Consider the following 12928-nt stretch of genomic DNA (forward strand, 5'->3'; position numbering starts at 1 on the left):
GGTAAAGTGCCCGCCCCTCTTCCTTGTCCAGTGCCCGGTGCCATGACTGCCTCGACGAATCCCCTGGTCGCCTTCGGTGCCGGCAAGGTCATCCTGCTGGGCGAGCACAGCGTGGTGTACGGCTACCCCGCGCTCGCCGGACCCCTGAGCTTCGGCGTGACGGCGCGCGGCGTGCCCGCGCGCTCGTGTCAGCTCGACGTGCCGGTGACGGCGGACGCCGCGCAGAAGCGGCTGATGCGCAAGGCGTTCACCCGAGCGGCGCGCCTGGTGGGTGAGCCCAAGGTGAAGGTGACGCTGGAGCCGCAGTTGCCCCTGTCCGCGGGGCTGGGCAGCTCGGCGGCGCTGGCGGTGGCCCTGTCGCGGGTGCTGTTGCAGGCCGCGGGACAGGTGCCCACGCCGAAGGCGACGGCCCAGCTCGCGTGGGAGATGGAGCAGGAGTTCCACGGCACGCCGTCGGGCGTGGACCACACCACCAGCGCGGAGGAGAAGCTCATCCTCTACCGCCGGGTGCAGGGACCGTCGGGCGTCGTCGGCCGGGCGCGCGAGGTGAAGAGTCCGCGCGCGTTGTCGGTGGTGGTGGCGCTGGCGGGAGCGCGCAGTCCCACGAAGGTGACGGTGGGCGCGCTGCGCGAGCGGCAGGCACGGTGGCCGGAGCGCTACCGCCGGCTGTTCGCGCAGGTGGGAAGGCTCGTCACCGAGGCGTCGAAGGCGGTGGAGGCCGGCGACCTGGAAGGGCTGGGGGACGCGATGAACGTCAACCAGGGCCTGCTGGGCGCGCTGGGCCTGTCGTCTCCGGCGCTGGAAGACATGGTGTACCGGCTGCGCGGCATGGGCGCGCTGGGCGCCAAATTCACCGGGGCAGGGGGGGACGGCGGTGCCGTCATCGGCCTCTTCCTCGAACCCGGGCCCGTGGTCGCGAAGCTGACGCGCGACGGCGTGCGCTGCTTCGCCAGCCAGCTGGCGGGACCGCGGCCCCACGGAGACCGTTCATGAAAGCAACCGTCCGGGCGCATCCCAACATCGCCCTCGTGAAGTACTGGGGAAAGCGCGACGAGGCGCTCATCCTCCCGCACCAGTCCAGCCTGTCGCTCACGCTGGCGCCCATCCATGTGACGACCACGGTGGAGTTCGGCGCTGGGTCCGACCAGGTGGAGCTGCACGGCCACGTCGCGAAGGGCAGCGAGCGCGACCGCGTGCTGCGCCTGCTGGACGCGGTGCGCGTGCAGGCGGGCCGCGACCTGGGCCCCGCGAAGGTGGTGTCGCGCGGCGACTTCCCGATGGCGGCGGGCCTCGCGAGCAGCGCGGCGGGCTTCGCGGCGCTGGCGGTGGCGGGGCGCGCGGCGGCGGGCCTTCCGGCGGACACCCGCGCCTCCAGCATCCTGGCTCGGCGGGGCAGCGGCTCCGCGTGCCGCAGCGTGCAGGGCGGCTTCTGCGAGTGGATGCGCGGTGAGCGCGCGGACGGCGAGGACAGCTATGCCGTGCAGCGCTTCGACGCGGGGCACTGGTCGGACCTGCGCATGGTGGTGGCCATCGTCGACCGCGGCGAGAAGGAAGTGAAGTCGCGCGACGGCATGAAGGGCACGGTGGAGACGAGCCCCTACTACCCGGCGTGGGTGAAGGACGCGGAGGCGGAGGTGCCCCGCGCCCGCGAGCTCATCGCGAAGAAGGACCTGGAGGCGCTGGGGGAGCTGTGCGAGCGCAACGCGTGGCGCATGCACAGCACGTCGCTCGCGGCGGATCCGCCGCTCTGCTACCTGAGCCCGGCCACGCTGGGCCTCATCCAGAACCTGCGCGAGCAGCGCAAGAAGGGCGTGCCGGTGTGGTTCACGCTCGACGCCGGGCCCAACCCGGTGCTGCTGACGGACGCGGCGCACGAGGTGGCGGCGGAGGCCGTAGCCCGCGCGTGCGGCGCGGTGGACGTGGTGCGCTGCGTGCCCGGCGGGGACGCGACGCTGCTGACGGAGCACCTGTTCTGATGGAGCGCGCCCTCTCCGCACCCGGCAAGCTGTTCGTCTCCGGCGAATACGCCGTGCTGTGGGGAGGCGTCTCGCGCGTGGCCGCGGTGGCGCCCCGCACGGCCGCCTACGTGCGCAGGCGGCAGGACTCGCGCGTGCACATCTGCCTGGAGGAGGGGACGCTCCAGGGCCTCACCACGCCCCGGGGCGTGAAGTGGGAGCGCGACGTGCCGGCGGGCTTCTCCTTCGTCGCGCGCACGCTGGACGAAGCCCTGCGCGCGCACGGACGGCCCAGCGTGGGCTTCGATGTCGCGGTGGCGCCGGGCGCGCTGGGGCCGGGCGGACACAAGCTGGGCATTGGCGGCAGTGCCTCCGCGACGGTGCTCGCGGCGGAGGCGGCCCGCTTCATCCTGGAAGAGAAGTTCGACGTGCTGAAGCTCGCGCTCGTCGCGCACACGCTGGGGCAGGGCGGCAAGGGCAGCGGCGGCGACGTGGCGTCCAGCTTCGCGGGGGGCCTGGCGCGCTACCGGCGCTATGACGTGACGGCGCTGACGGAGGCCGCCAACACCGGCCGCTTCCACGCGGCGCTCGCGGAGTCGCCGCCGGTGGACCTGTGGCGCATGCCCGCGCCCCGCGTGGCCCTGCTCTACGCCTTCACCGGGGAGAGCGCGTCCACGAAGCTGCTCATCGCCCAGGTGGAGGCGAAGCTCGCGGAAGCGGGCCGCCAGTCCTTCGTGGAGCGCTCGGACGCGCTGGGCCATGCGATTGAAGGCGGTCTGGGTGGCGGGGACTTCCGCGCCTTCACGGACGCGGTGAAGGCCCAGCACGCGCTGCTCCTGGAGCTGGGCCCGCTGGAGACCGAAGGCATGCGCCGGGTGCTGGCCATCGCCGCGTCCTACGGCTGCGCGGGCAAGCTGTCCGGCGCGGGCGGCGGGGATGGGTGCATCCTCTTCGCCCCGGATGCGCAGGCACGCGAGGAGCTGCGCCAGGGCCTGGAGTCGCGCGGCTTCCTCACGCTGACGCTGGACGTGGAGCCCGGCGTGCGCGGGGAAGCGCAGGCGGACCCACGGCTTCGCGGCTGGGTGGACGCGCTCGTCTGAAGACGGTGCTGCGCGCGTCCGGCCCGGCCGTTAGAACATGTGACCGAACGTGATGTAGAAGCGCTGGCGGCCCGTCTCGGTGGAGCGCGCGTAGTCCATGCGCACCACGGCCGCGCGGCGAGAGAAGCGCAGACCGCCGCCGATGCCCGGGTGCCACTCATGCCACTTGCCATCCGTCACGCCCGGGTGCCACACGCGGCCCAGGTCCAGGAACACCACCGCGCCCAGCGCGAGCGGCTGGCCGAAGAAGGACATCTTCGCCGCCTGGAAGCGCAGCTCCGAATTGCTGAAGGCCTTCACGTTGCCGGCGAAGCGGTTGCGCTCGATGCCGCGCACGCTGCTCATGCCGCCAATGCCCTCGGACACGTTGACGCCGCCCGTCGTCATCCACTCGAAGAAGGGCACCTCGCCAAACAGCATGTCCAGCGTGAGCCGCTGCGCGAACACCAGCCTCGGCGACAGCCGGATGTAGCGGCGCTCGCTCAGCGTCACGCCCGCGTACTGGTAGCGGCTGAAGGTGGCCAGGCCCGACACGCGCAGCGCCACCTCCTCCACGCCGCCGGAGGTGGGGTCCGCTTCGTCGTCGCGCGTGTCCCAGAGCGCGCCCGCCAGGATCTGTCCGCTGGTTCCGCCCTCGATGCCGATGGGCTTCTCCTGCGCGAGGATGGACGTTTCGTAGGGTGACACGCTGGTGTTGCGCCACCCGTAGCCCACGTAGGACTGGAAGGGGTGCGTCTCACCGAAGGGCCGGCCGCGCAGGCGGACCCAGAGGCCCGGCGAGCCCTTGTTGTAGTTGTAGCGCTGGTCGTCCACGTTGCCGCGGAAGTCCGGGGCGGACAGGTTGCCCGCGCCGAAGAAGGGGCTGCTCTTCTCCTTGCGGTACTCCAGCCTGCCTTCCAACCGCAGGGGCCCCAGCAACTGCGGGCCGTCATAGCGGAGGTAATGATTCATGGCACCGCGCGAGCTGAAGAACACCTGCGCGGACAGGGCGTGCGCGTACGGCGTCTTGCCGGGCGCGTACAGGTACATGCCGCCCACGGCCCCGTAGCCGAAGCCCTGGTCGGAGCTGAAGCTCACCAGGGGCAGCGCGATGCCGTCCATCGTCGGCGTCTTCTTCACGGGCACGAGCCCGGGCGCGGACCGACCGGCCGCGGCGGCACTGAGCGTCAGCAGGAGAAAGAAGAGACAGACGACAGGAGCCAGCATCGAAACCCCGTGAAGCCCCAGGGGGGCGAATCGATTCCAGCCCGGGATCAGTGAGCGCTCCGCCCGCCTGCTCTCCAAGAGAGCATCGCGGCCCCAGAAGCTCCTGTCCCCCTGAATGCCCATTTTGCCTCGCGGGATGGGGGAGCCGTCAACGTGCGCGAAAGTCTGAGCGAACTCGTCAGCGAGAATTCACGGAATTGGGCGAATAGCGTCGTTCGGCGCATCGGCTCGAAAGTTCCGCCCGTGGCGGCACGTCGTGCACGCAACGTGCTGTTGGTGCATCTGGATGGGGTGCCCAAGGCCCTGCTGGACGAGGCGATTGTCTCTGGCCGTATGCCCTTCGTCGGACACCTGGTGCGCTCGGGCGCGTATCACCTGGAGAACGCCTTCTGGGGCGCACCCACTTCTACACCGTTCTTCCAGGCGGGTTTGCTCTACGGGCTCCAGCATCCGAACCTGCCCGGTTACAGCTGGTTCGACCGGGCGCTTCGCCGCAAGGTGCAGATGAACACCCCGGGCGACGCGATGGCCATTGACGCGCGCCTGCGGGGCCACGGCCGCACGAGCCTGTTGGAGCAGGGCGGGCACACCTACTTCTCGCTCTTCCACGCGGGCGCCACCAACCGCATGTGCATGAGCACGCTGTCCAGCTTCAAGCTGATGGCGCGCTCGTTCGCGTATGAGATGCAGGGCCTGGGCGCGGCGCGCACCCGGGGGGCGTGGGACTTCCTGCGCTCGTTCGGGATGGAGTCCCTGCAGGCCGTGCGCGAGGTCCGTCAGTGGGCCCGCGCCGTCAACGACTGGCGCCACGAGCAGGGCTTCCTCTTGAGCCGCATCCTCCTCCAGCGGTTGGGCTGGAGCTTCGCGTACACCAAGTCCCTGGTGGACATGGTGCGCGGCGTGCCGCTCATCTACCTGGTGTACGGCAACTACGACGAGGTCGCCCACCGGCGCGGCCCGCGCTCGGAGCTGGCGATGCAGGAGCTGCACCGTGTCGACGCGTCCCTGGCGGAGCTGTTCGCCGTGGCCCGCGCGGCGCCGGAGCCCTACGACGTCATCCTCCTGTCGGACCACGGCCACGTGGACAGCCTGCCCCTGGAGCAGCGCCAGGGACGGCGGCTGGAGGCGGTGCTCTTCGAGGGCCCCACGCCGCCCCTGCGCGACGACGTCCAGCGCGGCCTGCTGGACGGGCGCGAGCCGCCCACGCCGGACACGTCTGCTCGCGAGCCCTTCACCCCCGTGGTGGTGGAGGCCGGCAACTTCGCGCACATCTACCTGAGCGGTCGTCCCGCGCCGCTGGAGGCCCGCGAGCTGCTGGCGCGGCATCCGGAGGTGCTCGCGCGCGCCACGGACAACCCGGACATCGGCATGGTGGCGATGCGCCGGGGGGCGGAGGCGGTGGTGGTGATGGGCGGCGGGGTGTATGGGCCCGCGGACCTGGACCGCGCGCCCCTGTCCTCGGAGTACAGCCGGCGCGCCGTGGCGGACTTCCTCCACGGCCTGCCGCGCATGGAGACGGCGGGCGACCTGGTGCTCTTCGGCGCGGCCGTCCAGAAGGGCGGCACGGTGGGCTTCGCGTGGGAGTTCGGCTCGCACGGGGGCCTGACGCAGGTGGAGTCCGACAGCCTGGTGATGTGGCCCGCGAGCGGGCCGGTGGACCTGTCCGGCCTGAGCCACTGCGCGCGGCTGCATGAGCGGCTGGCGGAGGCCTACCTGGACACGGGCTCGCCGCGAATCCTGCATTGAAACCCGAAGGGAGGACCATGCGGCTTCCCAACGCCGGTGGACGCACGTGGCTCAAGGTGCTGGGCGCCGTGGTGGGGCTCGTGCTGTCCGTGCTCCTGCTGTCCACGGCCTTCTTCAAGTGGAACCTGAGCGGGGCAGGGGACCTGCTCATCCCCCGCTTCCCGCTGCGTCAGTTCGTCGCGGACCTGCCGGGGCACCTGGTGTGGCTGGTGCCCTTCCTGCTGCTGCAGGCGTCGCTCGTGCCGCTGCGGGCGGTGCAGTGGCAGTCCACGCTGCGCAAGCCCATCCCGTTCAAGGAGCGCTACCACCTGGTGGGCATTGGCGTCTTCGTGCACAACGCGCTGCCGGGGAAGCTGGGCGAGGTGACGCGGGCCTTCCTGCTGGCGCGCACGCAGCACGTGCCCTTCATCCGGGGCCTGGGCTCCGTGGGCGTGTGCAAGCTGATGGAGTTCGCCTGTCTGATGCTGCTGGTGGCCCTGTCCTTCCTGGGCCCCTTCGGCACGACGATGGCCCACTTCCAGGGACAGCTGAAGGTGGCCATCTCGCTGTGCATCGGGCTGGTCGCGCTGGTGGTGCTGCTGGCCCACTGGGCGGCGCCCCTGGGCCGCTGGCTGCACAAGCGCCACAGCCTGCCGCGCGTGGAGAGCTTCTTCGCCCACGTGGGCGAGGGCCTGGGCACCGCGCGCTCCTTCAAGGGCATGGCGAAGGTGTTCTTCTTCTCCATCTTCCCGGTGTCCGCCTCCGCGCTGGCGTACGGCCTCGCGCTGCACGGCATCGGCATCCCCGGCGGGCTCTTCGCGGGCGCGGTGGTGCTGGGGGCCATCTCCCTGGGGCAGGCGCTGCCGGGCGTCCCGGCGGGCATGGGCATCTACTACTTCGTGACGAGCTGGGCGGCGCGCTCCCTGGGGGCCAGCCCGGAGGCGGCGGCGGCCTTCGCCACGCTCACCCACCTGGGCACCGTGCTCAGCCAGGTGTCCCTGGGCGCCCTGTCCGTGCACCACAGCAAGCTGCGCATCCGGGACCTGCGCAAGGGGGGGCGGCTGGCCAACGCCGCGGCGCACCATGTGGCGCACGAGGCCGTGGAACCCGCGCAGCCCTGATCCGCGCGAAGGGCCGTTCCGGAAAACAAAAAGGGCCCCGACTTGTGGTCGGGGCCCTTCTTTCTACTTCATGCCCGGGAGAGGACTCGAACCTCCATGCCCTTGCAGGCGCTAGACCCTGAATCTAGTGTGTCTACCAATTCCACCACCCGGGCGGGCTGGCGCGGCGTTGCGACGGGCAGACGTATAAAGAACCTCTTCTGCCCGGTCAAGCCCCGTTTTCGGCCTACTTCTTCAGGGGCCATTTCCCTTCGGATTCGAGCTGCCGGCGGATGGCCGGGTTCTCATCCATGAAGGCGACCAGGGACTCCTCGGTGATCTCCACCGTGACGTCCTCGGAGGCCACTTCCGTCTGGCAGGACAGGCGGGAATAGGGCCGCACGTCGAAGCCCATGTCCAGGCGGTCCATCTCGTCGTCCCGCTGCTCGCTCAGCGAGTCGAAGCCCTTGCGGATCCACACATGGCAGGTGGAGCACCCGCACACGCCGCCGCAGCTGTGGCCCACCTGGGCCTCGCCCTTCTCCGCGGCGTCCAGCAGGGTGGTGCCCGGGGGTACGTCCACGGCGACCTCCGCCAGGGGGCTCTTGAAGGTGACCTTGGGCACGGTCAGTACTCCTCCACGGAATGGCCGGACACCACCTGGGTGATGGCGCGGTTCATGACCCGTTCGATGAAGGCCCGGGACGCCTCGTCCAGCGCGTGGAGGGCCTCCTTCACGGCCATGTAGTCCTTGCCCTTCGCTGACTCACGCACGCGGGCCATGGCGGCCTGGATGGCCTCCGGCTCGCCGGCCTCCAGCAGGGCCGCGTTCTCGCGAAGCTGGCGGTCGGCCTCGGTGAGGACGCGCTCGGCCTCCACCTGCTGCTCGCGCACCTGACGGGCCTGGATGTCGTCCTCGGCGTAGTCGATGGAGTCGAGCAGCATCTGTTCGATCTCCTCGTCGGACAGGCCGTGGCTGGGCTTCACGGTGATGGTCTGCGCGACGCCGGTGCTCTGCTCCTTGGCGGTGACGGACAGGATGCCGTCCGCGTCCACCTGGAAGCGCACCTCCACCCGGGCCATGCCCGCCGCCAGGGGCGGGATGCCGGAGAGGGTGAAGCGCGCGAGGCTGCGGTTGTCCTGCACCAGCTCCCGCTCGCCCTGCACCACGTGCACGTCCAGGCCCGTCTGGCCGTCCTTGAACGTGGTGAACACCTGCGCCGCCGCCGTGGGGATGGTGGAGTTGCGCTGGATCAGCTTCTCCGCGATGCCGCCCATCGTCTCCAGGCCCAGCGACAGGGGCAGCACGTCCAGCAGCAGCACCTCGTCCTGGCGGTTGCTGTCGGTGAGGAGGCTGGCCTGCACCGCCGCGCCCAGCGCCACGACCTGATCCGGATCGATGTCACCCAGGGGCTCGCGGCCGAACAGCTCCGCCACGAAGCGGCGCACCGCCGGCACGCGCGTGGAGCCGCCCACCAGGATGACGCCGTCCAGTTCCCCGGCCACCACGCCCGCGTCCTTCAGGGCCCGCCGGCACACCAGACCCGTCTTCTGCACGAGCGGCTGGATCCACGCCTCGAAGTCCGCGCGCGTGACGGGCTGCGAGTGCCCGCCCACGCTGAGCGTCGCCTCCGCCACGTCCGTCAGCGCTTCCTTCACCCTGCGCGCCGCCGCCAGGGTCTCCGAGACCTGCGCATGGGTGGGGGAGGATGCGCCCATCGCCTGGAGCACGCGCTCCGCGATGGCGCGGTCGAAGTCGTCTCCGCCCAGGGCGGAGTCGCCGCCGGTGGACTTCACCTCGAAGACGCCGTCCTCCAGCTTGAGGATGGAGATGTCGAAGGTGCCGCCGCCCAGGTCGTAGACGGCGAACATGCCCTGGCTGCCCTTGTCCAGGCCGTAGGCCAGGGCCGCCGCGGTGGGCTCGTTGAGCAGCCGCAGCACCTCCAGGCCCGCGAGCTTCCCCGCGTCCCGGGTGGCCTGCCGCTGGGCGTCGTCGAAGTAGGCGGGCACGGTGATGACGGCCTGCTCCACCTTGCCGGAGAAGTGCGCCTCCGCGCGGCGCTTCAGGGCGCGCAGGATTTCGCCGGAGACTTCAATGGGCGTCACCGGCTGTCCGCCGGCCACGTCGAAGCGCACCACCTGCGAGCCGGGGACGAAGCGGTAGGCCCCCAGCTTGCGCGTCTCCGCGTCGTCCGGGCCCCGGCCCATGAAGCGCTTCACCGACACGATGGTGTCCGTGGGGGCGTCGGCGCCGAGCAGCCGCGCGCGCGCGCCCACCACCACGCCGCCGTCCTTGCCGTAGTGCACGACGGAGGGCAGCAGCAGCGAATCCCCGTCGTCCACCGGGACGCAGCGGGGCTTGCCCTGGGACACGGACGCCACCAGCGAGTGGGTGGTGCCCAGGTCGATGCCCACCACGTGCCCCTTGGGCTTCAGCGGGTCGTGGATCTGCAGAAAGCCGTTGTTGCTCACGCGAGCACCTCCTCCTCGAACGCGTCCACCTGCTCGAGGAAGCGCGTGAAGTAGCGCACCCGCCCCAGCGCGTGCGATGCCTTTCTCACCCCGTCGGGAGAATCGCCCGCTCCCTCCAGCCCCTGGAGCGCGGACACGGCCTCCGCGAGCGCCGCCTGCTTCCTCGCCGCGACGTCCTTCGCCATGGCCTGGGCCTTCGGCAGGTCCTTCGCCGCGATGGCGTCGTCCAACTCCTCGCGCAGGGTCATGACCTCCTCCAGGAACGCCAGGGGCATGTCCTTCTGCGCGCCGGCGTCCTCGCGGTCCAGGTCGATGCCGTGCAGCTTGAGCAGGTAGAAGGCGCGGCGCACCGGGTCCTTGAGCGTCTTGTAGGCCTCGTTGAGGGCGGTGGTGCCCTCCAGGGCCTGGAGCCGCTCGCGGGCATTGCCCTGGGCGACGCGGTCCGGGTGCAGTTGGAGCGACAGCTCCCGGAACTGCTTCTCCAGGGCCGGCACGTCCACGGCGTGGGAGCGGGGCAGCCCGAACACGTCGAAGTGGGTCCTCACGGTGGGGGAATCCTCATGGGGGCGAAACGAAAAAGGGGCCCGGCACCGGGCCGGACCCCTGATACCCGCTCCCTGACCGACGGGGCGGGCGGGTGGACCGCGCGTCAGACGGAGAAGCTCTCTCCGCAGCCGCAGGCGGCCTTCACGTTCGGGTTGTTCAACTTGAAGCCGGAGGCCATCAGCGTCTGCTCGAACACCAACTCCGTGCCGATGAGGTACAGGTAGCTCTTCGGATCCACGAAGACGCGCACGCCGTCCTTCTCGAACACCTTGTCGCGCTCGCGGGACTTCTCCGACCACTCCATGGAGTACTGGAGGCCGGAGCAGCCACCGCCCTTCACGGCGATGCGCAACCCCGCCTCCGGCGTCTGGCGCTCCGCCAGCAGCACCTTGAGGCGCTCCACCGCGCTGTCCGCCAGGCCAATGCCCTTGGGCGCCGGCTTGGGGGGCGTCTGAGGGGCCTGGGTCGTCTGGGCCTGCTCGTTCATGGTGTCGTCCTCGCTTCCTGAAAGTGCCGCGTGCTTCGGGAGCTGCTGACTACGACTGCCGCGCGGCGCGCTTCTTCTTGAAGTCCTCGATGGCCGCCTTGATGGCGTCCTCGGCCAGCACCGAGCAATGGATCTTCACGGGGGGCAGCGCCAGCTCCCGCGCCACGTCCTTGTTGGAGATGGTCATCGCCTGGTCGACCGTCTTGCCCTTCACCCACTCGGTGACGAGCGAGCTGGACGCGATGGCGGAGCCGCAGCCGAAGGTCTTGAAGCGCGCGTCCTCGATGACGCCCGCGTCGCTGATCTTCAACTGGAGGCGCATCACGTCGCCGCAGGCGGGAGCGCCCACGAGGCCGGTGCCCACGTTCGGGTCGTTCTTGTCGAGCGTCCCCACGTTGCGGGGGTTCTCGTAGTGCTCGATGACCTTCTCGCTGTAAGCCATGCGTCTAACGCTCCTTCACACAACGCTTGAACTGATGCGCCTGGGGGGCAACCGATGCGCTGCCGGGCGGGCGGGGACTTGCGTGCCCGGTTGGGATCCGTGTCGGTGGAAGAACCCGCGCGCCTAGTGCGCCGTCCACTCGATGCTCTTCAAGTCGATGCCTTCCTTGGCCATCTCGTACAGCGGGCTCATGTCTCGCAACTTGCGGACTTTGTCCACCACGAGGCGGATGACGAAGTCTACCTCTTCCTCCGTGTTGAAGCGGCCCAGGCCGAAGCGGATGGAGCTGTGGGCCATGTCCTCCTCCACGCCCAGGGCGCGCAGCACGTAGGAGGGCTCCAGGGAGGCGGAGGTGCACGCGGACCCGGACGACACCGCGACGTCCTTGATGGACATCATCAGCGCTTCGCCTTCCACGTAGGAGAAGGAGATGTTGAGGCTGCCCGGCATGCGGTGCTCCAGGCTGCCATTCACCACGACCATGTCCAACTGCTCCATGATGCCGGTGCGCAGCCGCTCGCGCAGGCGGAACAGGCGGGCCGCCTCCTCGGGCAGGTCCTGCTTCGCCACCTCCGCCGCCGCGCCGAAGCCGACGATGGAGGCCACGTTGAGCGTGCCGCTGCGCATGCCGCGCTCATGTCCGCCGCCGTCCACCATGGGGGCGATGCGCACACGCGGCTTGCGGCGCACGTACAGCGCACCCACGCCCTTGGGGCCGTACATCTTGTGGGCGCTGATGGACGCGAGGTCCACGTTCATCGCCTCCACGTCGAAGGGCACCTTGCCCACGCCCTGCACCGCGTCGCAGTGGAAGAGGATGCCCTTCTCGCGGCACAGCCGGCCAATCTCCGCCACCGGCTGGAGGACGCCGATCTCGTTGTTGGCGAACATGATGGAGATGAGCACCGTCTTCGGCGTGATGGCCGCGGCCAGCTTCTCCAGGCTCACGCGGCCGTCCCGCTCCACGTCCAGGTAGGTGACGCGCGCGCCGCCCGTCGGCAGCTCCGCCCACTTCTGGTACGTCGCGTCCGACTCCAGGTCGAACTTCACGGCCAGCTCCGCCACGTCTTCCGGCTGCACGTCGCGCTCGGCGAGCTGTCCCAGGCGCAGCAGCTTGAGCTCGTCCAGCCGCTCCTGGCGCACGCGCTCCAGACGCTTGCAGGTGTCCAGGATGGCCTTGTGCTCGGTCTTCAGGGTGATGATGTGGTCGCCCTTGGACTTGTAGAACTCGATGACGCCCTTGATGGCCAGGTTGTCGGACTCGGTGGCGCCGGAGGTGAAGACAATCTCCTTCTCCGACGCGCCAATCAGCTCCGCCACCTGCCGGCGGGCCTTCTCCACCGCGGCCTCGGCCTTCCAGCCGAACGCATGGTTGCGGCTGGCCGCGTTGCCGAAGTCCTCACGGAGGTAGGGCAACATCGCTTCCAGCACCCGCGGGTCGAGCGGGGTGGTGGCGTGGTTGTCCATGTAGATGGGCAGGTTCAGCATGGCTTCCTCGGAAGAAAAGACGCGGGAGGGTGGGACTTCCCTCCGCTCCCCGGCGACGCGGTGGGTCCGCGCGCAGCGGCAGGGTCTACATGTGCCCACACGAATGTGGACCGGACTGGTCAATTATAAAATCGTCCCCCCTCGGGTCAAGGGAACATAAGGCGAGGCTCCTCCTTCGCTGACGCGCCGAGCCGGGCCGTGGCGGTTCAACGCCTGTCCGGAGTGGATCACTCCGGGTGCGCCGTCCTGGCGCGTTCCGCTCCGAAATGGTGCTCCGCCAGGTCGCAAGTGCCCGTTTCGAGGCACCGCGGGGGATGGCCGGGCGCCTGCACTGGAGGGCCCCCGGAGGATGCACACATGAGCGCCAACGCGAAGTCGCAGGCCCGGGGCAACGGACAGGATGCGGG

General features: G+C 70.3%; 12 protein-coding genes and 1 tRNA gene. 5 read left to right on the forward strand and 8 right to left on the reverse strand.

What is annotated here, in order from left to right; genetic code table 11:
- Positions 1 to 42 precede the first annotated feature (42 nt).
- From mvk to D7X74_RS07020, 3 genes are read left to right on the forward strand one after another with little or no spacing between them, the layout of a single operon-like run.
- On the forward strand, positions 43 to 993 hold the full coding sequence (mvk, locus tag D7X74_RS07010) for a mevalonate kinase (protein WP_120532146.1): 951 nt from the start codon (positions 43 to 45) through the stop codon (positions 991 to 993).
- Complete coding sequence (gene mvaD / locus D7X74_RS07015; protein WP_120532147.1) at positions 990 to 1976, forward strand: diphosphomevalonate decarboxylase; 987 nt, start codon at positions 990 to 992, stop codon at positions 1974 to 1976. The genes mvk and mvaD overlap by 4 nt, the downstream gene beginning before the upstream one ends.
- Positions 1976 to 3055, forward strand: a complete 1080-nt coding sequence (locus D7X74_RS07020; RefSeq protein ID WP_120532148.1) for a mevalonate kinase — start codon at positions 1976 to 1978, stop codon at positions 3053 to 3055. Before mvaD ends, D7X74_RS07020 begins: the two co-directional genes overlap by 1 nt.
- A gap of 30 nt (positions 3056 to 3085) precedes the next feature.
- Here the strand turns inward: D7X74_RS07020 and D7X74_RS07025 are convergent, their stop codons facing one another.
- Positions 3086 to 4261 (reverse strand): BamA/TamA family outer membrane protein, encoded by a 1176-nt coding sequence (locus D7X74_RS07025; RefSeq protein WP_120532149.1) that lies wholly within the window; start codon positions 4259 to 4261, stop codon positions 3086 to 3088.
- Between the two features lie 153 nt (positions 4262 to 4414).
- Between D7X74_RS07025 and D7X74_RS07030 the strand changes: the two genes are divergently transcribed.
- The gene (locus tag D7X74_RS07030) at positions 4415 to 6007 is read left to right on the forward strand and encodes an alkaline phosphatase family protein (protein ID WP_120532150.1); all 1593 of its coding nucleotides are present in this window, start codon (positions 4415 to 4417) and stop codon (positions 6005 to 6007) included.
- A gap of 17 nt (positions 6008 to 6024) precedes the next feature.
- Entirely contained in the window at positions 6025 to 7107 is a 1083-nt protein-coding gene (locus tag D7X74_RS07035; protein ID WP_120532151.1) for a lysylphosphatidylglycerol synthase transmembrane domain-containing protein, read from the forward strand.
- A 71-nt stretch (positions 7108 to 7178) separates the two neighbouring features.
- On the opposite strand, the gene D7X74_RS07040 is transcribed toward D7X74_RS07035, so the two are convergent.
- From D7X74_RS07040 to D7X74_RS07070, 7 genes are all read right to left on the reverse strand, one after another.
- Positions 7179 to 7262 (reverse strand) — tRNA-Leu (locus D7X74_RS07040).
- Positions 7263 to 7333: 71 nt separating this feature from the next.
- Positions 7334 to 7711 carry a 2Fe-2S iron-sulfur cluster-binding protein gene (locus tag D7X74_RS07045; protein WP_120532152.1) on the reverse strand — a complete coding sequence of 126 codons (378 nt, stop codon included), beginning with the start codon at positions 7709 to 7711 and terminating at the stop codon, positions 7334 to 7336.
- Positions 7712 to 7713: 2 nt separating this feature from the next.
- Positions 7714 to 9558 carry a Fe-S protein assembly chaperone HscA gene (gene hscA / locus D7X74_RS07050; RefSeq protein ID WP_120532153.1) on the reverse strand — a complete coding sequence of 615 codons (1845 nt, stop codon included), beginning with the start codon at positions 9556 to 9558 and terminating at the stop codon, positions 7714 to 7716.
- Entirely contained in the window at positions 9555 to 10103 is a 549-nt protein-coding gene (hscB, locus tag D7X74_RS07055) for a Fe-S protein assembly co-chaperone HscB (protein WP_120532154.1), read from the reverse strand. The genes hscA and hscB overlap by 4 nt, the downstream gene beginning before the upstream one ends.
- 104 nt (positions 10104 to 10207) lie before the next feature.
- The gene (locus D7X74_RS07060) at positions 10208 to 10591 is read right to left on the reverse strand and encodes an iron-sulfur cluster assembly accessory protein (RefSeq protein ID WP_120532155.1); all 384 of its coding nucleotides are present in this window, start codon (positions 10589 to 10591) and stop codon (positions 10208 to 10210) included.
- Between the two features lie 49 nt (positions 10592 to 10640).
- Positions 10641 to 11033, reverse strand: coding sequence for a Fe-S cluster assembly scaffold IscU (gene iscU / locus D7X74_RS07065; RefSeq protein ID WP_120532156.1), 393 nt, complete (start codon positions 11031 to 11033; stop codon positions 10641 to 10643).
- Positions 11034 to 11156: 123 nt separating this feature from the next.
- A complete protein-coding gene (locus D7X74_RS07070) occupies positions 11157 to 12518 on the reverse strand; it encodes an IscS subfamily cysteine desulfurase (protein ID WP_233595472.1) in 1362 nt (453 codons plus the stop codon).
- Positions 12519 to 12928: the final 410 nt, after the last annotated feature.

Source organism: Corallococcus sp. CA047B, assembly GCF_003612065.1.
GTDB classification, from domain to species: Bacteria; Myxococcota; Myxococcia; order Myxococcales; family Myxococcaceae; genus Corallococcus; species Corallococcus praedator.